General features: G+C 68.5%; 22 protein-coding genes. 16 read left to right on the top strand and 6 right to left on the bottom strand.

Features of this window, described 5'->3' with window-relative positions; translation table 11 throughout:
• Positions 1–3: 3 nt before the first annotated feature.
• Positions 4–2163 (bottom strand): transketolase, encoded by a 2160-nt coding sequence (gene tkt, locus ON39_RS19255; RefSeq protein WP_040736269.1) that lies wholly within the window; start codon positions 2161–2163, stop codon positions 4–6.
• Positions 2164–2584: 421 nt separating this feature from the next.
• Here tkt and ON39_RS19250 point away from each other — a divergent pair, with 421 nt between their 5' ends.
• Positions 2585–3571 (top strand): heme o synthase, encoded by a 987-nt coding sequence (locus ON39_RS19250; RefSeq protein ID WP_040736268.1) that lies wholly within the window; start codon positions 2585–2587, stop codon positions 3569–3571.
• Positions 3572–3840: 269 nt separating this feature from the next.
• On the opposite strand, the gene ON39_RS19245 is transcribed toward ON39_RS19250, so the two are convergent.
• Together ON39_RS19245 and ON39_RS19240 are read right to left on the bottom strand one after the other, a co-directional pair.
• On the bottom strand, positions 3841–4344 hold the full coding sequence (locus ON39_RS19245; protein WP_040736267.1) for an OsmC family protein: 504 nt from the start codon (positions 4342–4344) through the stop codon (positions 3841–3843).
• A gap of 271 nt (positions 4345–4615) precedes the next feature.
• On the bottom strand, positions 4616–6037 hold the full coding sequence (locus ON39_RS19240; RefSeq protein WP_040736266.1) for an FAD-dependent monooxygenase: 1422 nt from the start codon (positions 6035–6037) through the stop codon (positions 4616–4618).
• Positions 6038–6126: 89 nt separating this feature from the next.
• Between ON39_RS19240 and ON39_RS19235 the strand changes: the two genes are divergently transcribed.
• Entirely contained in the window at positions 6127–6723 is a 597-nt protein-coding gene (locus ON39_RS19235) for a TetR/AcrR family transcriptional regulator (protein WP_040736306.1), read from the top strand.
• A gap of 6 nt (positions 6724–6729) precedes the next feature.
• Here the strand turns inward: ON39_RS19235 and ON39_RS19230 are convergent, their stop codons facing one another.
• A complete protein-coding gene (locus ON39_RS19230; RefSeq protein ID WP_040736263.1) occupies positions 6730–7695 on the bottom strand; it encodes a quinone oxidoreductase family protein in 966 nt (321 codons plus the stop codon).
• Positions 7696–7827: 132 nt separating this feature from the next.
• Between ON39_RS19230 and ON39_RS19225 the strand changes: the two genes are divergently transcribed.
• The 14 genes from ON39_RS19225 (at position 7828) to ON39_RS19160 (ending at position 19446) form a co-directional block, all read left to right on the top strand.
• Entirely contained in the window at positions 7828–8178 is a 351-nt protein-coding gene (locus tag ON39_RS19225) for a hypothetical protein (RefSeq protein WP_040736261.1), read from the top strand.
• A gap of 3 nt (positions 8179–8181) precedes the next feature.
• Entirely contained in the window at positions 8182–8409 is a 228-nt protein-coding gene (locus tag ON39_RS19220) for a hypothetical protein (RefSeq protein WP_040736259.1), read from the top strand.
• Entirely contained in the window at positions 8409–9218 is an 810-nt protein-coding gene (locus ON39_RS19215; RefSeq protein WP_051186805.1) for a transporter substrate-binding domain-containing protein, read from the top strand. Before ON39_RS19220 ends, ON39_RS19215 begins: the two co-directional genes overlap by 1 nt.
• Before the next feature lie 394 nt (positions 9219–9612).
• Positions 9613–10446 carry an MlaE family ABC transporter permease gene (locus tag ON39_RS19210; protein ID WP_040736256.1) on the top strand — a complete coding sequence of 278 codons (834 nt, stop codon included), beginning with the start codon at positions 9613–9615 and terminating at the stop codon, positions 10444–10446.
• 232 nt (positions 10447–10678) lie between these two features.
• Positions 10679–11467 (top strand): ABC transporter permease, encoded by a 789-nt coding sequence (locus tag ON39_RS19205; RefSeq protein ID WP_373283704.1) that lies wholly within the window; start codon positions 10679–10681, stop codon positions 11465–11467.
• Positions 11468–11471: 4 nt separating this feature from the next.
• Positions 11472–12494, top strand: a complete 1023-nt coding sequence (locus ON39_RS19200) for an MlaD family protein (protein WP_040736252.1) — start codon at positions 11472–11474, stop codon at positions 12492–12494.
• The gene (locus tag ON39_RS19195; RefSeq protein WP_040736250.1) at positions 12491–13498 is read left to right on the top strand and encodes an MlaD family protein; all 1008 of its coding nucleotides are present in this window, start codon (positions 12491–12493) and stop codon (positions 13496–13498) included. Before ON39_RS19200 ends, ON39_RS19195 begins: the two co-directional genes overlap by 4 nt.
• Positions 13495–14541, top strand: coding sequence for an MCE family protein (locus tag ON39_RS19190; protein WP_040736248.1), 1047 nt, complete (start codon positions 13495–13497; stop codon positions 14539–14541). Before ON39_RS19195 ends, ON39_RS19190 begins: the two co-directional genes overlap by 4 nt.
• Positions 14511–15590 carry an MCE family protein gene (locus tag ON39_RS19185; RefSeq protein WP_146251436.1) on the top strand — a complete coding sequence of 360 codons (1080 nt, stop codon included), beginning with the start codon at positions 14511–14513 and terminating at the stop codon, positions 15588–15590. The genes ON39_RS19190 and ON39_RS19185 overlap by 31 nt, the downstream gene beginning before the upstream one ends.
• 26 nt (positions 15591–15616) lie before the next feature.
• The gene (locus tag ON39_RS19180; RefSeq protein ID WP_051186801.1) at positions 15617–16606 is read left to right on the top strand and encodes an MlaD family protein; all 990 of its coding nucleotides are present in this window, start codon (positions 15617–15619) and stop codon (positions 16604–16606) included.
• Entirely contained in the window at positions 16603–17547 is a 945-nt protein-coding gene (locus ON39_RS19175) for an MlaD family protein (RefSeq protein WP_040736244.1), read from the top strand. Before ON39_RS19180 ends, ON39_RS19175 begins: the two co-directional genes overlap by 4 nt.
• Positions 17548–17562: 15 nt before the next feature.
• Positions 17563–18117, top strand: coding sequence for a hypothetical protein (locus ON39_RS19170; RefSeq protein WP_051186800.1), 555 nt, complete (start codon positions 17563–17565; stop codon positions 18115–18117).
• A 46-nt stretch (positions 18118–18163) separates the two neighbouring features.
• Positions 18164–18838 carry a TetR/AcrR family transcriptional regulator gene (locus ON39_RS19165; RefSeq protein ID WP_040736242.1) on the top strand — a complete coding sequence of 225 codons (675 nt, stop codon included), beginning with the start codon at positions 18164–18166 and terminating at the stop codon, positions 18836–18838.
• Positions 18835–19446 carry a TetR/AcrR family transcriptional regulator gene (locus ON39_RS19160; protein ID WP_040736240.1) on the top strand — a complete coding sequence of 204 codons (612 nt, stop codon included), beginning with the start codon at positions 18835–18837 and terminating at the stop codon, positions 19444–19446. The genes ON39_RS19165 and ON39_RS19160 overlap by 4 nt, the downstream gene beginning before the upstream one ends.
• Before the next feature lie 6 nt (positions 19447–19452).
• On the opposite strand, the gene pip is transcribed toward ON39_RS19160, so the two are convergent.
• Complete coding sequence (gene pip, locus ON39_RS19155) at positions 19453–20451, bottom strand: prolyl aminopeptidase (RefSeq protein ID WP_040736238.1); 999 nt, start codon at positions 20449–20451, stop codon at positions 19453–19455.
• Positions 20452–20505: 54 nt separating this feature from the next.
• Positions 20506–21468, bottom strand: a complete 963-nt coding sequence (locus ON39_RS19150) for a COX15/CtaA family protein (protein ID WP_040736299.1) — start codon at positions 21466–21468, stop codon at positions 20506–20508.
• Positions 21469–21879: the final 411 nt, after the last annotated feature.

The raw sequence follows: 21879 nt of genomic DNA, 5'->3' as shown, positions 1-21879 counted from the left end.
CGCTTATCCCTTCACGTTTTCGACTGCGCCGCTGTTCTCGAACGTCGTGAGCGCGGCGGCGACCACGGCCTCGGTGGTGATTCCGAACTCGCGGAACAGGGTCTTGTAGTCGGCCGACGCGCCGAAGTGCTCGATCGAGACGATCTCGCCCGCGTCGCCGGCGAACCGGTGCCACGGCATCGCGATACCGGCCTCGACCACCACGCGCGCGGTGACCGTCGACGGAAGCACCTCGTTGCGGTACGCCTGGTCCTGCGCGTCGAACCACTCCACGCACGGCATCGACACCACCCGGGTTCCGATGCCGCGCTCCTCCAGGCTAGTCCGCGCGCCGACGGCGAGCTGGAGCTCCGAGCCCGTAGCGATGATGATCACCTGCGGAGTGTCGGTGGATGATTCGGCGAGGATGTAGCCGCCCCGCTTGACGCCCTCGTAGCTGGTGCCCTCCTGGATCGGCAGGTCCTGGCGGGTCAGCGCGAGCGCGGAAGGCCCGTCCTGGTGCGGCATTTCGGAGACGGAGAAGTGCGAGGTGTGCTCGCTGCTGTCGCGCTCGAGGATGGTCCGCCACGCGTAGGTGGTCTCGTTGGCGTCGCCGGGGCGCACGACATTGAGGCCGGGGATGGCACGCAGCGCGGCGAGGTGCTCGATCGGCTGGTGCGTCGGGCCGTCCTCGCCGAGGCCGATGGAGTCGTGCGTCCACACGTAGATGGCGGGCACGCGCATCAGCGCGGCCAGGCGCACCGCGGGGCGCATGTAGTCGCTGAACACCAGGAAGGTGCCGCCGTACGGGCGGGTCGGGCCGTGCAGCGCGATGCCGTTGAGGATCGCGCCCATCGCATGCTCGCGCACGCCGAAGTGCAGGGTGCGGCCGTACGGGTTGGCCTTCCACATGCCGGTGGAGATCGACTCCGGGCCGAAGCTGGGCTCGCCCGACATGGTGGTGTTGTTCGACTCGGCGAGGTCGGCCGAGCCGCCCCACAGCTCCGGCAGCACGGGGGCCAGCGCGGCGAGCACCTTGCCGGACGCCTTGCGGGTCGCGACGCCCTTCGGGTCGGGCTCGTAGGTCGGCAGCCGATCGGCCCAGCCCTCGGGCAGGTCGCGCTTGGCCAGGCGGTCGAAGAGCGCCTTGTTGTCCGGGTTGGCCTGGGCCCACGCGTCGAACTTCTCCTGCCAGGCGGCGTGCGCGCGCTTGCCGCGCTCGACGGCCTTGCGGGTGTGCTCGATGACCGCGTCGTCGACCTGGAAGCTCTGCTCGGGGTCGAAGCCGAGGATCTTCTTGGTGGCGGCCACCTCGTCCGCGCCGAGGGCGGCGCCGTGCGCGGCGCCGGTGTTCATCTTGTTGGGCGCCGGGTAGCCGATGATGGTGCGCAGCACGATGATCGACGGTTTGCCGGTCTCGGCCCGCGCGGCGGCCAGTGCCGACTCGATGGCGACGACGTCCTCGCCGCCCTCGACCACCTGCACGTGCCAGCCGTAGGCCTCGTAGCGCTCGGCCACGTCCTCGTCGAAGGCGATGGTGGTGTCGTCCTCGATGGAGATCTTGTTGTCGTCGTAGATCAGCACCAGGTTGCCCAGCTGCTGGGTGCCCGCGAGCGAGGACGCCTCGGAGGTGACGCCCTCCTCCATGTCGCCGTCGGAGGCGATCACGTAGATGAAGTGGTCGAACGGGCTCTCGCCCGCCGCGGCGTTCGGGTCGAACAGGCCGCGCTCGCGGCGGGCGGCCATTGCCATGCCGACCGCGGAGGCCAGACCCTGGCCGAGCGGGCCGGTGGTGATCTCGACGCCGTCGGTGTGCCGGAACTCGGGGTGGCCGGGGGTGAGCGAGCCCCACTTGCGCAGGTTCTTCAAATCGTCCAGCTCGAGGCCGAAACCGGCCAGGTAGAGCTGGATGTACTGGGTGATGCTGGAGTGTCCGCAGGACAGCACGAAGCGGTCCCGGCCGACCCAGCTCGGATCGCTCGGGTCGATGCGCATGGTGCGCTGGTAGAGGGTGTAGGCCAGCGGCGCCAAGCTCATCGCGGTGCCCGGGTGTCCGTTTCCGGCGTTCTGGACCGCGTCCGCGGCCAGCAGCCGGATCGTGTCGACGGCCTTGGTGTCCAGATCCGTCCAGTCGTCCGGGTGATTCGGCTGAGTGAGGGCGCGGATGTCGTCTGTGACTGACACGACCGAGGTTCTCCTGACATTGGTTTCGTCGACGGCGGCATTTACGGGCGGCGATGAACGCACGGCAGCGGCGCGTGCATACCGGGTGTGTACCCACCCACCCTAGATGTGCACATCCAGCGCCATGCGGGGAACCCTGTGTTATTTGCCCCGTGCGCGGCGGCCGAAACACGAGGGCGTGCGGGCCTGTTCGGCCGTGCGGCGCTCGGTCAGGTGGGTCACATTCGCCGTCTTGTTGAGTGGGGCTATGTGAGAACCGGGCTCGACGGGGTCTACCATCCTCTGTAGTAGTAGCCGCGCCGCACCGGCCGAGGGGCGCCGAGGCGGGCGAAGGTCCAGCTCTCGCGCATCCAGCTCAGCGGGGCCGCAGCGCGCTGCTTGGTCCATGCCGGATGCGATGCACAGCGTGCGAGGAGAAACAGTGCGGATTGGGCAACAGCCGGGTGGCAATGGCGCGCACGGCTCCTCTCCGACGGCGCTGGCCGACCGGTTCACCGGTCCCGGCCTGCCGTCCCGACTGACCCGGCGGGTGCTCGCCTACATCGCGCTCACCAAACCGCGGGTCATCGAGCTGCTGCTCGTCGCGACCATCCCGACGATGCTGCTCGCCGACCGTGGGCACATCGACCTGCGGCTCATCCTGGTCACCCTCTTCGGCGGCTGGATGGGCGCGGCCAGCGCGAACACCCTGAACTGCGTCGCGGACGCCGATATCGACAAGGTGATGAAGCGGACCGCCAAGCGCCCGCTGGCCAGGGAGGCGGTGCCGACCTCGCATGCCTTCGTGTTCGGCGTCGTGCTCGGCCTCGCCTCGTTCGGCTGGCTGTGGTGGCAGGCCAACCTGCTCAGCGGCGTGCTCGTCGTCGCGACGATCCTGTTCTACGTCTTCGTCTACACCCTCGGCCTCAAGCGCCGCACCTCGCAGAACGTGGTGTGGGGCGGCGCGGCGGGCTGCATGCCCGCCCTGGTCGGCTGGTCCGCCGCGACCGGCGGCATCGGCTGGCCCGCCATCGCGTTGTTCGGCGTGATCTTCTTCTGGACGCCGCCGCACACCTGGGCGCTGGCCATGCGCTACAAGGAGGACTACCGCGCGGCGGGCGTGCCGATGCTGCCCGTGGTGGCGACCGAGCAGGCGGTGACCAAGCAGATCGTCGTCTACACCTGGCTCACCGTGCTCACCACCTTGGCGTTGGTGCCCGCGACCGGCGTGGTCTACGCGGCCGTGGCGCTGGTGGCCGGAGCGTGGTTCCTGCTTATGGCGCACCAGCTGTACGCGGGCGTGCGGCGTGGCGAGTCGGTGAAGCCGCTGCGACTGTTCCTGCAGTCGAACAACTATCTGGCCGTGGTGTTCTGCGGCCTGGCGGTCGACTCCGTGCTCGGCTGGGACACCATCGGCAGCCTGTTCTGATCCGCCTCTCCGCGCCTTTCGCCGGTCGTGGGGAGGCCCTACGTCGTGTCGCGGGCGTGCGGTCGGGCGCGCGTTGTTGACCGCGCGGCCGGCCTTCCAGTTGTGAGTTTCGTTCCGCTGCGGACTGATCGGTGCTGATCTTCGCCAGTGATCGGCGTGCGTGAGTGTACGGAGATCTGGGCGGCTGATCGGTGCGGTGCCTGGGCGTGCATCGGTAGTGATGCACGCCCCGGACACCAGAGCCGCAACGGGCATGCACCCACTACCGGTCAGGTGGCGGACACCGTGACGAGAGCATCGCGGTCGAGGATCCCGCACAGGTAGCTGTCGCTGCGCCATTGGTCGATGGCCTTGTCGATCATGTCCTTCTTCCAGCTGGGCGCGCTGACCTGAAGGTCGATCTTCAGTTTGCCCTCGGGTTCGCTGACAGACACGACCTGCCCGCTGGCGTTCGTTTTCATTCTGGGCGGTGCATCCACGTCTATGTAGTGCCCGACCTCCACGGTGACCGTCGGGAAGTCCTTGGCGGGGTCCTTGATGGGGAGTTGGTTCTCGCTGCCGAAGCGATTCATCGCCTGAAGCAGGTCCGCCGCATACGCCGCAGTCAACAGCTGCTCCGAATCGGGAAGGCCATTCATGCGGGCGGACCCAGGAGTCCTTGGCATGACCATCACGTCGTTGAACTGGCCGCCGTCGGGCTTGACCGTCGGGGGACTCCCGAAGGAACTCGTGGCCGTCATCCTCGTGGTGTCCGTGGTGTACATGTGCGTCATAGTCGGTCTCCTTGTGCGAGGCTGGTGAATCCATCCGTTTCCAAGATCAACCGCTATCGAGTCTGACAACCCGTCACCACCCCGGCCACTGCCCTGACCTGATCGGCATCGACCCGTTACCCGACTTCAACGATGCCCCCTCACGATGCTCCGCCCTGCGCACGGACCGACCGCGTCCTCGGCCACCGTCATCTCCACCCCGAACCCCGGATTCCGGACACGGCCCCGGCCACCGACCGAGCGCGTAACCTCCGGGCGACGAAAACCCTGTTCAGCTCCGTTCGGCAAGGTATCCGTCGGGGCGGACCACCACCCGGGTTCCGTCGGTCGCGTGGTAGGCGGTGAACGCGTGGCCCTCGACGTCGACGACGTACTGACCGGCGGCGGTGGTGCCCGGCCGGACGACCGCGTACGTATCGGATCCCGGTGGGAGCTGGCCGGTTTCGCCGAAGCAGAGCGTTGTCGCGTGCGGGCCGCGGAACAGGTCGAACAGGCGAATCGGGTTGCCTGCCATGTCTTTCAGCGGGGCGTCGGGGGCGCGATCGCCGGGCGCGAGCGGGGCGCGGTCGGCCGGGTCTCGGTAGGAGATATCGAGCTGCTGGGTCTCCGGGCCGCGCCGCATCGCGTCCTCGTCGCCGTCGACGAGTTTGTTCAGCAGGCCGGAGCTGATGCCGAGCACGTGGGCGGCGACTCGCCTGCGCTCGGATTCGTAGCTGTCCAACTGTGATTCGTCGCCGTGTACCGCGGCGGCCAGCTTCCAGCCGAGGTTGTACGCGTCCTGGATGCCGGTGTTCATGCCCTGCCCGCCGGTCGGCGGGTGCACGTGCGCGGCGTCGCCGGCCAGGAAGACGCGTCCGACCCGGAACCGTTCGGCCAGGCGCACATTCGGCCGCCAGACGGTGACCCAGGTCAGCTCGGACAGTGTGATGTCGGTGCGCCCGGAGTAGCGATCCACGTACTCCTGCAGCACCTCGAGGGTCGGCTCGGCGTCGCCGGTCAGCGGGGCCGCGAACTGGAACTGCCGTCCACCGGGCAAGGGGGACATGGCGATTCCCTCCATCGGATGCTCGGCTCCGGCGAACCAGTAGCCGAACTGGTGGTCGAGGGCGTCGGCCCGGACATCGCCGAGCAGCATGCGCAGCGACTCGTCGGTCGTGCCCTCGAACGCGATGCCGAGCGCCTTGCGCACCGTGCTGCGGCCGCCGTCGGCGCCGACGAGGTAGGCGACGCGCACGGTCTCCTCGACGCCGTCGCGGGTCAGCGTCGCGGTGACCCCGGTGGCGTCCTGGTCGAAAGTCGTTAGCGCCGTGTCCAGTTCGACGTGCACTCCGAACTCCGCGAGCCGCTCGCGCAGAATCGCCTCGGTCCCGGACTGCCCGAGCACCCACGGATTGGGGTGGGGGAACGCGGGTGTCGGCTCGACGAGTTCCGCCATCCGGTGTTCGCCGACGAACTCGCCGCCGAGGTGGACCCGCATGATCGGCATCGGTATGCCCGCCGCCAGCACCGCGTCGAGCACCCCGAGATCGTCGAACACCTCCAGGGTGCGGGGCTGGATTCCGTCGCCGCGCGAACCCGCGAAGAACTCCGCGGCCTGGTCGACGATACGCACCGGGATGTCGCGGCGGGCCAGCTCGAGGCCGATGGTCAAGCCGGTCGGTCCTGCACCCGCGACGAGTACCTGCTCCTGCACGATTTCTCCTTGGTGAATTACTATTCAGTGAATGTCGGTTCAGTATGTGAGTTGGTACGTTCCCTGTCAAGGAGGTGGGTGCGGTGTCGATGAGTCGCAAGGAGAAGTCGGCCGAGACCGAGCTCGCGCTGAAGGCAGCGGCCCTACGGCTGTTCGCGGAGCGCGGCTACCTGAACACCAAGATCGTCGACATCACGACCGCGGCGGGTCGCGCGGCCGGGTCGTTCTACAACCATTTCGCGAGCAAGGAGGAGCTACTCCAGGCGCTGCTGAACGACGTCGCGGAGCAGGGCGACGTGACGGCCGAAGGGCCGGACCACAATCCGGACTTCACCGACCCCGCGGCGATCCGCTTCCACATCGAGCAGTACTGGATCGCGGCCCGTCAGCACTGGGCGGTGTTCCGCTCGATCCAGCAGGCGGCCCTCGTCAACGACGAATTCGCCAGGCAGGCAGGGCAGTTCGCGATTCGGCAGCGACGTGACATCGCCGACCACCTCGATGCCTTCGGCCCGCGCGGGCTCACGCTGCCGAGCACGCCCGACGCCAGCCTGGCGATGATGTTCCTGCTCACCACGGGTTTGGTGCAGTCCGTCGAGGAGGGCACCGTCGAGCTGACCGACAAGCAGGCCGTGGAGGGCCTGACCCGCTTCATCTATCGCGGGCTCACCGGTCGGGACTTCTGAAGATTGTCAGGGCAGCAGGACGATGGAGCCGGTCGTCTTGCGGGCCTCCAGGTCTCGGTGCGCCTGTTCGGCCTCGGCGAGCGGGTAGGTCGCGCCGATGCGGATCCGTAAGGTCCCCGCGGCGATGGCGTCGAAGACATCCGTTGCGCGCCAGAGCAATTCGTCGCGGGTGCGGGTGTAGAAGGCGAGGCTCGGACGGGTGACGAACAGGGAACCCGCGGGGTTGAGGCGCTGCAGATCGAACGGGGGGACCGGTCCGCTGGCCGCGCCGAAGAGGGCGAGCATGCCGCGCACGCGCAGCGAGGCGAGGCTGGCCTCGAAGGTGGCCGCGCCGACCCCGTCGTACACGGCGGCGACGCCGACGCCGTCGGTGAGCGCGCGCACCTGATCGGCGAGGTCGTCGTCGTAGCGCAGCACCTCGGCCGCGCCGGCCTCGCGCGACAGTTGCTCCTTGGCGTCGGAGGAGACCGTGGTGATCACGCGCGCGCCGCGGGCCGCGGCCAGCTGGGTGAGGATCAGGCCGACACCGCCCGCGCCGGCGTGCACGAGCACGGCCTCGCCCTGCTGCGGCGTGTAGATCGATTCGAGCAGGTAGTGCGCGGTCATGCCCTGCAGCAACGCCGACGCGGCGACCGGCGGGTCCACCGCGTCGGGGACCTTGACCGCGACGCTCGCGTTCACCGCGACGCGCTCGGCGTAGCTGCCGGGGCCCGCGGCCCACGCGACCCGGTCGCCCACGGCGAACTCGGTGACGTCGGCGCCGACCTCGGCGACCACCCCGCTGGCTTCGGAGCCGGGGACGTACGGCACGTCCTGCGGGTAGCGGCCGGTGCGGATATAGGTGTCGATGAAGTTGATGCCGGTCGCCTGGATATCGACGAGCAGCTGATCCGGGCCGATCTGCGGATCGGGCACCTCGACGTACCGGAGTACTTCGGGGCCGCCGTGTTCGGACACCTGGATCGCGCGCATGAGGTCTGTTCTACACCCTCGCGGATTCGGACGTGTCGCTTGCCTAGCCCGGGAATCATCGGCGGGGGACTCGGCCGTAATTCGGGGCACAGGGGACTGGACCGTTTCCTACTGGTCGGTAAACTCCCTCCCATGAGTGCTCATGCCGCCACCGCCCCGGTGAAGTTGCCGAAGGCCATCGTGGCGTCCGTCAAGGGATTCGTCGCCGATCACGGCGGGTCGGCTACTGCCGTGCTGCAGCCGGTCGGCCGCGTCGGTGTCCGCGTCACGCTGGTCGGCTCCGACGGCATCCTCGGCGACCGGGTCGTCGCCGACCTCGCCGCCGCGAAGGAACTCGTCGCCACCGTCGACGGCCTCACCGAGGCCGACGAGTGGGACCGCGAGCTGACCTCGATCGCCACCCCGCGCAAGTCGCACTGGGCGAAGATGGCGGGCTGGGTGGCCAATCAAAAGCGATTCCCCAAGGCGCGCAACGAGAACTGAGCGGTGCGGGAGCTGTGGCGGCTTGGCGCGGTGGTGCCGGGAGTGGTCATGCCGCTGTGGCGGCTCGGTGCGGTGACGACGGGTGTGGTGATGCCGGGTGCGGTCACGCTACTGTGGCGGCTCGAGGCGGTGACATCGGGCGTGGTCATGCTGCTGCGGAGGCCCGGTGCGGTGGCGCGGGGCGTGGTCATGCCGCTGCGTCGGCTCGGTGCGGTGACGGGGGAGCGGTGATGCTGCTGCGTCGGCTCGGTGCGGTGACGGCGGGCGCGGTCACGCCACTTCGGCGGCTCGGCGTGGTTCTCCTGGTCGGGCCCAGCGTCCTTGTGGCACCGTCGATTTCGGCGAGTGCTGACGCCCCGAATGCTTTGCGGGTGTGTACGCCCGGCGACTACCCGCCGTACGCGATGGTCGAGGGCGCGGGTGAATATCGCGGCGTGGACATCGATTTGGCGCGCGGGTTCGCCGATATGCTCCGCCGCCCGGTGCAGTTCGTTCCGCTTACGTGGGCGAGCATGAAGACGGACTTTGCCGCGCTGCACTGCGATATCGCCGTCGGCGGGATCTCCGATGCGCCCGCCCGGCGTGCCTTCGCCGACTTCTCCCTCGTCTACGGCACCGACGGCAAGACGCCGATCACCCGCCGCGACACCGGCGCTGAATTCTCGACTATCGAGCAGATCAACCGCCCAGGCGTGCGCGTGATCGCCAACCGCGGCGGCACCAACGAGGAGTTCGCGCGCAAGAACTTTCCCGAGGCCGAGCTGACCCTCTGGCCGGAGAACCGCACCATTTTCGACGAGGTCGAGCAGGGCCGCGCGGACGTGTTCGTCACCGACGCCGTCGAGGGCCGCTACCGGGTACGCCAACATCCGGGGCTGCAAGTTCTGCACCCGGACAAGCCTTTTGACTCCTTCGGCAAGGTCCTCCTGGTCCGCAAGGACGACCCGATGCTTGCCACCACCCTCAACGCATGGCTGGCTACTCAACTCGCCACAGGCGGGGTAGACCGGCTCTTCGAGCCGTGGATCGGTACGCCCTGACAATCCGCAGCGCACAGACCTCTTAGGTGCCGAAGCGCAGGGTTTGCTACAGCAGCGCCTTGGAGACCGCACTCCTTCCAAAGATCCGCACTGCGTCTAGGGCTCTGCGACGGTGCGAATGCTGGGAATGGTGCGAGCGAGCGGGCGAACTCGATCGCCGATCTAAGTGGCCGGGACAGTGGCGTGCGAGGAGGGGCAGGCGCACCGGCGGCCGGTCTGAATCCGTCGCAGCTAGGTTCCCGCTGAACATTATTCGGCCGGTCAGTCCGGGGAAGCTCAGTGTTTCCGTCTGTCCCAGTCACTGAACCGATTTCCGTCAATACGCCGCAGAGTGACATATCAGTCGGTTAAATTGAGCCTCGTCGGGGGTGGGGCCGGCGGAATCGAGGTAGCGGTGGTCGTCGACAGGGTCGCGCGAGTCTCCGAGCCGTTGGCGCGGTGGGGATTCGAGCTGGTGCTGCGGAGCCTGCGGACATTCGGGCGCACACTGCAACTCGCCACCGCCGCGTTCACCTACCTCGTCGGCGACCTCCTGAAGCTGCGACATCCCTGGCGGGACACCTTGCAGCAGGGGTGGTTCATCGTCAGTGTGACCGCGATTCCCGCTGTGCTGGTAGCGATTCCGTTCGGCGTGATCGTCTCGGTGCAGGTCGGCAGCCTCACCCAGCAGGTCGGTGCGACCTCGGTGGCCGGGGCGGCGGGCGGGCTCGGCGTCATCCGGCAGGGCGCGCCGATGGTGACGGCGCTGTTGCTCGGCGGCGCGGCGGGCTCGGCGATCGCCTCGGACCTCGGCGCCCGCACGATCCGCGAGGAAGTAGACGCGTTGCGCACCATGGGAATCGACCCGGTGCGGCGGCTGGTCGCGCCGCGGCTGGCGGCCATGGTCGTGCTGACGCCGCTGCTGTGCCTGCTGGTGATTTTCATGGGGGTGTTCACCGGGTACGTGGTCGCGGTCGGCTTCCAAGGGGTGACGCCCGGTAGCTACCTGTCTTCGTTCGCGGCCTTCGCGACCATGGCGGATCTCGCGGTGGCGATCGGGAAGTCGGTCGTGTTCGGGGTGATCGTGTTGATCGTCGCCTGCCAGCGCGGGCTGGAGGCGACGCATGGACCCAAGGGCGTGGCGAACGCGGTGAACGCGGCCGTGGTGATCGGGGTGATCGCCGCGTTCGGTGTGAATCTCGTTATCACCCAACTGGTCTCGATGTTCTTGCCACAGAAGGTGGGCTGATGAACCGGCATCGCGGAGCGATTCGATGAGGGGCGGTGGTCGGGTGACGGGTGGGCGAGCATCGCGGAGCGATTCGATGAGGGGCGGTGGTCGGGTGACGGGTGGGCGAGCATCGCGGAGCGATTCGATGAGGGGCGGTGGTCGGGTGACGGGTGGGCAAGTGCCCGCTCAGTATCGGCCGTTCGGCCGGGTCGGTCGTCTCGTCGAGCGCGGCACTCGCGGACCGCTGACGCTGTTCGAATCCCTAGGCCACCAGCTGACTTTCGTGACCCAGGTTCTCTTCGCCGTACCGCACACCCTGCGCTCCTACCGCCGCCAGACCATGCTCACCCTCACCGACATCACCTGGGGCAGCGGCAATATCATCGTCGGCGGCGGCACGGTGGCGGTGCTGGTCTTCCTGGGCGTCGCGGTCGGCGGCTCGATCGGAGTCGAGGGGTTCACGGCGCTGAACATGGTCGGCATGGGCCCGCTCACCGGGTTCGTCTCCGCCTACGCGAACACCAGGGAGATGGCGCCCATGGTCGCCGCGATCGGGTTCGCTGCGCAGGCGGGCTGCCGGATGACCGCCGAGATCGGCGCCATGCGCATCTCCGAGGAGATCGACGCGCTGGAGGCCATCGGCATCCGGCCCGTTCCGTTCGTGGTGACCACCAGGGTGATCGCGGGCATGATCACCATCGTCCCGCTCTACCTGCTCACGTTGATCCTCAGCTACCTGTCCTGCGCGGTGGTCGTCAATGTGCTGCACGGGCAGTCCTCGGGCACCTACTACCACTACTTCGACGCGTTTCTGCAACCCGGCGACGTGATCGCGTCGCTGATCAAGGCGACGGTCTTCGTGGTCATGATCATCCTGATCCACGGCTACCAAGGGTTTTACGCGACCGGCGGCCCGGAGGGGGTCGGGCGGGCGTCGGGCCGGGCGATCCGCGCCAGCCTGGTGCTGGTGGTGATCGCGGACATGATCATGACGATCGTCTTCTGGGGTGTCGACGTCGGCATCAAGATATCGGGGTGAGGCCGTGTTCGTCGATCATTCGGGGCGTGCGGCGGGGCGGTGGATGCTGCGGTTGCGCGGGCTGGTCGTGGCGGCGGTCATCGTGGTGGTCGCGGTGTTCACCACGCAGTACGCGCAGGGCCGATTCGCCGACCGGTTCGAGCTCACCATCGACGCGGCCACCCTCGGCGAGGGGCTCGCGCCGGGCGCGGAGGTGAAGTTCCGCGGCTACGGAATCGGCACGGTGCGCAAGGTGGAGACCGTCGGTTACGGGCACCAGCGCATCGAGCTGTCGCTGGATCGCGTCCAGGCCGGCGCGCTGACCGACGACGTGTCGGCGCGGTTCACCTCGTCGAACATCTTCGGTTCCAGCGCAATAGAATTGGTGAACAACGGGCGCGGCGGCCGACTGCCGGAGAACACCACCCTGTTCATCGGCGAGAACGCGAGCAACGCCACCGTGGCCAGTGTGTTCCGCAGGGCGGCGCGGTTGACCCAGGTGCTCGACTCCCAGACCGTGCGCGCGCTGTTCGACCTGCTGCTCGACAACACCGCCGCGCTGGGCCCCACGGTGCGCTCGTTCTTCGCGACCGCGCGGGTGCTCGCCACGAATCAGCGTGCGCCACTGGGGCATTACCTGGAGATCGGCGCCGACGTCGGCACCGGCGTCGCGCAGACGACGCCGCCGGTCGTCGACGTGATCCTCGGCGTGCTCGACAACAGCGCGTACTTCGGCACCGCCGAGAACCGCGAGCGGACAAAGCTTTCGCTGTCCGGGCTCGACACCGCGCTGCTGCTGCCGGTCGCCGATCTGCTGCGCCGGGACAACCCCGACCTGGCCGCGATCATCGGCGGCGTGCTCGATCTGGCGGTGCCGATCAGCGCGTCGATCGGCACCGTCGCGCCCGCGTACCACCGGCTCCCCGCGCTGCTCGAACGGATCGGCGACGCGTTCCCGATGGTCGACGGCCGGGTGCAGCTGCAGCTCGAGCTGATCGTGAAAAACATGCCATACCTTGCGGATTCGGTGATCGGGGCGCCGCGATGAACAGTGTGACCGGCGCGGCCGTGAAGCTCGGGATCTTCGTCGCGATCGTCGCGGTCTGCGCAGCCTTCATCGTGGCGGCGCTGAATACGCCGGTGCCGCAGGACAAGGTCTCCTACGACGCCGTCTTCACCGACGTCTCAGGGCTTTACACGGGGGACGTGGTGCGGATGTCGGGGGTGGCGGTCGGTAAGGTCGACCGCGTCGAGTTGGACGGCACGAATGCCCGTGTGCGGTTCACGGTGGACCGGCAGCGTCCGCTCTACGACAACACCGAAGCCGCTGTGCGGTACCAGGATCTGATCGGCCAGCGCTATGTGGAGTTGATGACCGCGCGGCCCGGCGGCGTGCCGCTGGCGGCCGGAGCCACCATCCCGGTGGAGCGCACCATCCCGAGTTTCGATGTGTCCAAACTGTTCAACGGCTTCAAGCCGCTGTTCGAGACCCTGGATACCGCTCAGCTCAACCAGTTCGGCACGAACATCCTGCGGGTGCTGCAGGGCGACGGCAGCGGCATCGGCCCGGTCCTGGCCGACCTCGACCGGCTGACCCAGCACGCCAAGAGCAGCGAGGCGGTGATCGTGCTGCTGATCAACAACCTGGGCGAGATCTCCCGCTCGATCGGCGGAAAGTCCGCCGCCGTCGGCGATCTGGTCAAGCAGCTGGACGGCATACTGAGCCAGTTCGGCGGCCGGACGTCGATGATCATCAAGGCCATCGAACAGTCCAATCGCACTCTCGCGCCGCTCATTCCGCTGCTCGAGGAGTTGCAGGGCGCCTACGACGAGAGCTACCTGCCGCTGGACGGGCTGCTGCGCAGGGTGCTGCCGCAGACCGATCAGATCGTCGAGATCCTCTCGCTGGTGCCGTCGTTGATCAGCGGGCTCAACCGGAACATCCCGGCCGGCGGCGAGGCGAAGACGTACACGTGCGCGGGCGGCGAGCTAGGTCTACCGGGCATCGGCGAGATCGTCCTCGGTAACCAGAGGCTGGTGGTATGCAAATGAGCGGTGCGACAAGGCAACTGGCCGGGCTTCCGTTCCGGCTGCTCGGCGAGCTCTGGCAACTGCGCGCCGAGAAGTCGGAGTCGTGGACCCAATTGCGGTGGGGCATAGCGGGGGTGCTGCTGACCGTGCTCGCTCTGCTGGCCGCCGCGGTCGTCTACGCGGTGCCGTTCGGGGAGCAGTCCTATACGGCGGACTTCCGCACGTCGGGCGGTGCCAGGACCGGCGACGAGGTGCGGATCGCGGGAATCAAGGTGGGCCAGGTCCATTCGGTCAGCCTGGTCCGCGACCACGTCGAGGTGCGCTTCGGCATCGACCGGAACGTGCACGTCGGCGACGCCTCCTCGGTGGCGGTGAAGATGCTGACACCGATCGGCGGCCACTACCTGTCGCTCGCGCCCCAGGGCAAGGAACCGTTGGGCGGCAGGCATATTCCGCCGGAGCGGACCACCACACCGTTCGAGCTGACCGACATCCTCGACGTCGCCACCCCGGCGCTCGGTCAGGTCGACGGAAAGACATTGCGCGCCACCGTCGCCGAGGTGAACGCCGCGCTGGCGGGTCAGCCCGACGCGGTGCGCTCGATCATCGGCAACGTCAACGACCTGACCGGCGTGCTGGCCGAACGGTCGAGGCAGCTGGACTCCGCGGTGCGGGTCTCCGACGAGTACGTCGGCGCGATCGCGACCGACCGGGCGGTGCTCGCCGACTTCGTGCGCGAACTCGGCGTCGTCGCGGTGGTGCTTGGACAGCGCAAGGGCGAGATCGTCCAGGTCTTCGAGCTGTTGAAGCGGTTCTTCGCGGTGATCCACCGGCCGGTGCTGGCCTACGGCGACTCGCTCGAGCCGTCGGTCGCCGAGTTCGAGGAGCTGTTCAACAAACTCGTGCAAGACCCCGCCCGGCTCGACACCGCGATCGCGGGGATCAAGGACTTCATCGCGAAGATCTCGGCCATGCTCGGCGCGGACGCGGTGACCATCGACCAGTCCGCCGACGTGATTCGCGGTCCGGCACTGTGCGTTCCGTTCGAGGGGAGGGCGTGCTGATGCGGGTGCTGAGCAGAACGGGTTCGGTCGCCGCCGCCGTGGTCGTCACGGTCGCGGTGGTCGTCGGCGTGAGCGGCGCGAGCTGGGTGGACCGGGTGCGGCCGACTACGCAGCGCGTGTGTGCCGAATTCACCGATACGGTAGGGCTTTACGAGGGCAACAGCGTCACCGTGCTCGGCGTCGAGGTGGGCACCGTCTCGGGCATCGAGGCGCGCGGCGATCGCATGCGGGTGACCATGACGATCGACGGCACGCTCGATCTGCCCGCCGACATCACCGCCGTGACCATCTCCAGCTCCATCGTCACCGACCGGCACGTCGAGCTCGCCAAGACCTACACCGGCGGCCCGAAATTCGATACCGCGCGCTGTATTCCGCTGGAGCGCACCAAGACTCCGGTCGGCATCAGCGAGGCGCTCGACGCGATCGCCCGCCTCGCCGGCGACCTGCTCGGCGCGCAGCAGTCGCCGACGCCGGGCGCGCCGTCGGACACCCTGCTCGACCAGACGCTCACGGGCGCGGTCCGGGCGCTGGACGGCACCGGCCCGCAGTGGAACGCACTGCTACAGCGGCTGTCCCAGGTGATCGGCGATCCGGCCGACCGGGATGGCGCGATCCGCCGGCTCGTCGACAACCTCGACCAGCTCACCACCATGTTCATCACCAACTGGCCGGATATGCAGGCGCTGCTGGACAATCTGAAGAACGGCATCCAGCTGGTCGACGGCTTCTCCGCGCAACTGTCCAGGGCGGTCGATCTCGCGCTGGAGTTCCTGCCGGTGATCGCCCGCAATGTCGGCAAGTACGACCAGCAGTCCTATGACTTCCTGGACCGGGTCGTGCCCGAGGCGCATCGCTACGCGGTGCAGGCGGGCGGCATCGTGGACCTGCTCGTGCGACTGCCGCCGCTGACCGATCGGCTGGTCCGGGTCTTCGACCCGGCCAACGGCTCGGTGCGGGTGAATTACGCTCCGCCGCAGTACGAATCGGTAGACGGCAGCCAAACCGGTTTAGCCCGGGTGATCCTCGGCTCGCTGGGGGCGCGATGAAGCGCTTGATTACGATCCTTGCCGCAGTGGCGCTTCTGTTGAGCGGCTGCGGGTTACGAGCGACCGACATCCCGATCCCGGGGACATACCTCGCCGGGGACACCTTCGCGATCAGGATCGAGTTCGGCTCGGTGCTCAACCTGCCCGACCGGGCCAAGGTCGTCGCCGAAGGCGTCGAGGTCGGCATGCTCGACCGGATCGAGCTGATCGGGGATACCGCGGTCGCCACCGTCGACCTGAAAGCCGATGTGCGACTGCCCAAGACGGCCACCGCGGAGCTGCGCCAGAGCACGATCCTCGGCGATATCCATATCGCCCTGCAGTCGCCGCCGAACGCGGGCCCGCCGTTTCTGACGGACGGCGACGTCATCCCGCGTTCGCGCACCCTGCCCGCCGCCAATGTGGAGGACATCCTGCGGGCGCTGTCGAATATCGTCACCGGCGGGCGCTTCGGCGAGATGCAGGAACTCATCGCCAACGTCAACGCCGCCTTCCCTTCCGACCCCGCCGATGTGGCGCGCATCATGGTCGGCGGCAGGAACGCACTGCACGATCTCGCCACGCACAGCGCCGAATTGGACCGGATCCTGGCCGCGGCGGCGAGCGTGACGACCACGCTGGAGGCGAACAAGGACAACGTCGACCGCGCCCTCGTGCTGGGGCCCAGCCGCGCCGCCGGCCTGTCCGACGTGCTCTTCGGGCTCGTCCAGCTGATCATCGACGGCGGCGAATTGGCCGTGCATGTAGGCGATCTCGCGCTGCCGATACGCGGCGACCTGCACGACATCATCGGCGTTCTCGCCCCCGCCGCGCTCACCATCGCGAGCTCCGACACGACGGTGCCGCGGAACGTGGACACGGTGAACCGGCTGCTGCGCGAGAAGCTCATCCCGTTTTTCAGTGCGCCGCCGAACATTCGGGTGCAGCGGGTGACGGCGGAGGCGATCGCCGCCGACGCCGCGGCGCGCTCGGACGAGATGATCACGGTGCTCCGGTCGATAGGAATGGTCCGATGAAGCTGTCCGGTCCGGTCTCGCTGGTGCTGCTGCTCGTGCTGACCGGGGTGTGCGCGGCGTACCTGACCGTCGGGGTGCTCGACCTCGATCCGCGCCGCACGACGAATACCGTGACGGTGCTGATGGATTCGTCCGGCGGCCTGATGCAGACCTCCCAGGTCGACCTGCGCGGCATGCGCATCGGCCGGGTGCGCGCCATCACCGCGACCGGCACGGGCCTGGCGGTGCGGCTCGAGCTGGACGCGAAGTATCGGGTGCCGATCGGGAGCGAGGTGCGCGTCAGCAATCTGTCGGCCGCGGGCGAGCAGTTCATGGACTTTCGTCCGACCGGAATGGCGGGTCCGTACCTCACCGACGGCAGCGTCGTTCCGGCGCGTCAGGTGCGCGTGGCGACGACAGTCAGCGAGGCGCTGGCCAAGCTTGATGTGCTGAACGCGCAGATCGATCCGGCGAAGATCGAGCGGCTCGCCGCCATCCTGTCGCAGGGCTACGCGGGCCGGGAGCGCGAGATCGCCACGCTCACCAAGGCATTGACCATGACGGCGCAGCTGCTGCACGACAAGCGGGACGCCATCACCCGGCTGTACCTGAACGGCCAGGCTCTCGCCGAGAACTTCGACGGCTACGGGCCCGTGATCGGCGGCTGGGCAGCCGACTTCACCGAGGTGCTACCCGAAGCGGTGCACCTGATCAAGAGCTTCCAGGGTTATTCCTATGCGGGCGAGCAGGTCTGGGACGAACCGCTCGGACCCCTCGTGCAGAAGATCGATCAGTACCTCGCCGTCCTCGGCCCCGATCTGGCGCACATCGCCACCGCGTTGCGGCCGTCCACCAGCGTGCTGAAACCCGTTCGGGTGGACGCGGGTTCGATCATCGACCTGCTGTCGGCGGTCTTTCCGGGCAACGGCACCGCACGCGTCACGCTCGACGTTCCGAAGTAGAGAGTGGAGGACCCCATGACCGAGAACGAGACGTCGCAGACACCTCCGAAGCCCTTGCGGCACAGCGGCATCAGCGTCGTGCTGGGCGGCCTCACCGTGCTGCTGGCGGTGCTCTGCATCGCCCTCGGCCTGTCCTGGCAGTCCACCTCCGACGACCTCGACGCGTTGCGCGCGCGAAACGCCGACCGCGACAAGGCCGCCGAGGTCGCGAAGGACTACACGCTGCGCTCGCTCACCTACGACCACAAGAACCTGCCCGCCTTCTTCGACGGCGTGCAGCGCGGCACCTCCGACGCCCTGCGCAAGCGCTACGACGAGGTGCACGACACCCTGGCGAAGATCATGACCGAGGCGCAGGTGGTGGCCACCGGGCAGGTGCTCGGCACGGCGGTGGACGCGCCGGGCAACGACCGGTACTCGGTGACGGTGTTCGCGACGCAGAAGACCCAGAACATCCAGCAGCCGACGCCGGCGACGGTGCCGAACCTGCTGGTGGTCACCGTGGCGAAGAACGGGGGTGACTGGCAGGTGGTCGATTACGGCCCGAAGGGCGAGTCGCCGGGGCGTTGATAGAGTTATGGGTTGTTCGTCCTGATTGGTGTCGAGAGGGAGTGCTGTGCCGGACCAGCCCCCCGCGCCGCGCCGCGGACGGCCGCCGCAGCCCGGCCTGGTGGAGCGGCGCAGGCGCCAGATCATCGAGTCGGCGTACGCCGTGTTCGTCGCCCGCGGTTACGAGGCGACCGCGATCTCGGACGTGGCCGCGCACGCGGGCATCGGCCAGGGCACGGTCTACCGCTACTTCGCGAGCAAACGCGAAATCCTGGACCATGTCGTCGATTTCGGCATCGAGAAGTTCGTGGACATGCTGCGGCCGCAGACCCTGCTGCGGCGGCCGTCCTCGGTCGAGGAGCTGCTCGCCGACGTCAGGGCGGCCATCGGGCGGTGGTTCGAGATGCTGGACGAGGAACCGGATTTCGTGCGCCTGCTGCTGGTCGAGGCGAGCGCGATCGACAAGGAGCTCAGCGATCGGCTGCTCGGCCTCGAACTGCTCGTCAGCACCTATGTGGCGCAAGAACTTCGGCTCGGCATCGAGGCGGGCTGGGTCCGCGCCGACCTCGACGCCGAGGTGACCGCGCACATCATCCTGACCCTCGGCGTGCCGGGGCTGCTCCAGGAGATGCGGGGCGAGAACTCCGCCGCGGACCGGGAGCGGATCACCGCAGGCGTGCTGATTCTGCTCGAAAAGGCTTTGCGGCCAAGCAATGTCGCCGCGTCCGGAGCGGCGCGATGAACGCCGCCGAACGCAGCGCCAAACGCCGGGCCGAACTCGTCCTCGCCGCCCATGAACTGTTCGTGGACAAGGGTTATCGGTCCGTGGTCGTCGCCGACATCGCCGCGCGGGCGGGCGCGAGCCACGGCACGTTCTACAACTACTTCGACAACAAGCGCGACATTCTCGACGCCGTCATCGACCACTATTTCGCGCTCATCCGCGACCGCGTCTTCGGCCGGGCCATCACGGGACAGCGGCCCACGACCCTGGACGAGTTCTGTGAGCTGGTCGCGCACATCGTCGACCGCTGTTACGAATTGGTCGAGGACGAGCCGGGCATGGTCAACTTCATCCTGCTGGAGGCCGCGACGATCGACGACCGGGTGGCCGAGCGCTCCCTGCGAAAGCTGCGGGTGTACGGCGACGAGGCGGCCACGCGGATCGAGCGGGGCATCGAACTCGGCTACCTCGATCCCGCGCTCGACCCGCGATTCACCGGTGAGATCCTGCTCTCGACCTTGCTCGCGGCCCTGCTGTCCGCGATCCGCGGCGGGGCCGAAGGGCTGGACCAGGCGCGGGTGCGGGCGGAACTGGTCGCGTTTCTGCGGGCGACGCTCGCGCCTTGAGGAGGGTCAGCGCCTCCCAGCCGAAAGTCCGAACCGCGCAACAGCATCCAGAATCGTCGCGAGCATGGTCGGGCTGCCGGTGTGCCCGGACTCATCGATGACATGCAACTCCGCGTCCGGCCAGGCCTGCGCCAGCTGCCAGGCCGTGTACAGCGGGCTGCCGAGATCGAGCCGCCCGTGGATCAGCACACCGGGGATCCCGGCGAGCCGGTGTGCGTCGCGCAGCAGCTGCCCGTCGGGCAGCCAGGCGTCGTTGGCGAAGTAGTGCGTGCAGATGCGGACGAAGGCGAGCAGGTCCGCATCCGGCTTGTCGCTGTATTGGCCTGGGCGGCCGAGGGTTTCGTGCGCGATGACCGCGTCCTCCCACGCACACCACGCGTGCGCCGCCGCCGCCCGCTCCAGCGGGTCGGGGTGCTTGACCCAACGGCTGTACGCCGCAACGAGATTCCCGTCGCGCTCGGACTCCGGCAGCGCGTCGCGGAAGGCGGCCCACGCCTCCGGCCGGAAGCGGGCGACGCCGCGGTAGAGCCAGTCGGTCTCCTCCGGGCGGGTCATCGTGACGCCGAGCAGGACGATCTCCGAGACCCGCGCCGGATAGCGTTGGGCGTAGGCGAGAATCAGCGTCGAACCCCAGGAACCGCCGTACAGCAGCCACTTTTCGATGCCGAGGTGTTCGCGCAGCCGCTCCATGTCGGCGATGAGATGCTCGGTGGTGTTGTGCGCCAGATCGGTCGCCGGGTCCGAGGCGTGCGGCAGGCTCTCGCCGCTCCCGCGCTGATCGAACAGCACTATGCGGTAGACGGCGGGGTCGAAGGTCTTGCGCGCCCCGCGCTTACCTCCGCCGCCCGGGCCGCCGTGCACGACCAAAGCCGGCTTGCCGTCGGGATTTCCACTGGTCTCCCAGTAAATCCGCTGACCGTCCCCGACCTCGAGCAGCCCGTGCGCGTAGGGCTCGATCTCGGGAAACGGCTGTGGCGGCGCGACTTTCGGCTGATCCGGTCGCATCACTCCCACCTCTCGGCCATCACCCGAGCGTAGCCGACCGGCGGGTAGTCGGGCTCAGGCCGGCTGGGTCGCCGGAACGGCGATCTTCTCCCTGGTGCGCAGCGAGGCCCAGAGGGCCGCGGTCGCCGCGACGCACGCGGCGGCCCCGCCCACGTGGACGACGACGAGCACGGCCGGGACATCGGTGAAGTACTGCACGACACCGACCAAGGCCTGCGAGCAGACGAGGGCGAGCAGCACGAACAGCCGCTTGCGGACCGCGGGGGTGATGCCCACCGCATACAAACCGAAGGCCAGCCCGATCAGCAGCGCCAGATAGCCGACGAGCAGCTGCGAATGCAGGTGCACGAGGGTGACGATCTCGACCTGCAACCGCTCGACCTGACGCTCGATGCTCTTGTCGCCCGCGTGCGGCCCCGCGCCCGTGACCAGCGTGCCCGCGATCAGCACGCCGCTCAGCGCGACGCCACTGAGGCCGGTGAGCCAGCGCAGCGGTGCGGGCGCCTGGACGACCTCGATGCCGTCGTCGGGTTCGTTGATCTTCGAGTAGAGCACCACGGCCAGCCAGACCATCAGCATGGACGCCAGCAGGTGCACGGCGACGGTCCACCAGAGCAGGCCGGTGCGCACGGTGATGCCGCCGATGATGCCCTGCAGCAGCGTGCCGCCGGGCATCAGCCAGGCGTAGGTCAGGACGTCGCGGCGGCGCCGGGCCCGGGTGACCGCGAGCACGATCAGCGCGGCGAACAGAGAGACGACGAAGGTGAGCAGCCGGTTGCTGAACTCGACCGTCTGGTGCAGCACCGGCACCTCGGAGACGCCGACCGGCGTGAAACTGCCGGGGAAGCACTGCGGCCAGGTCGGGCAGCCGAGACCGGAGGCGGTGACCCGGACGACCGCGCCGGTAACCGCGATCCCCGCCTGAGTCAGGATGACCGCGATCGCGATCAGTCGCTGCACACGCAGCGAGGGAAGCGGCAGCTTGTCGACGAGTCGCAGAAAGGCGCGATACAGCACGTCACGATGGTAGAGCACAGTCAACTACACGCTGTCGTTGGCACCGCCCGCAGACGCCCGGCGGCGGTGCGCAGAGGGTAGTGGAAAAGGGCGCGCACGGCCCACGTGAAGCGCGGTGAGCAGGCCTTACCGGAAGCGTCGGGCACAGGCTGGCTGGAAGCGTGGGATGCAGATCTGGCCGGAACGCCGTGGGATGCAGGCCGACTGGAAGTCGAAATGCCGGGCTGGCTCGAAGTGCGGGATGCAAGTCTGGCGTGAAGGCGCGGGGTGCAGGGGCTGGCCGGAACCCCCGTGGGATGCAGGGCCGGCTGGAAGTGCGGAGTGCCGGGCTGGCTGGAGGTGGGGCAGGGCTGGCTGAGAATGCGGGGTGCAGGGCTGTTGGAAGTGCGGGATGCAGGTCTGGCTGGAGGC

It is taken from the genome of Nocardia tenerifensis NBRC 101015 (assembly GCF_000308715.1).
GTDB lineage: Bacteria > Actinomycetota > Actinomycetes > Mycobacteriales > Mycobacteriaceae > Nocardia > Nocardia tenerifensis.
Note: the sequence above shows the minus strand (reverse complement) of the source record. Positions and strands in the feature narration are given on the sequence as shown.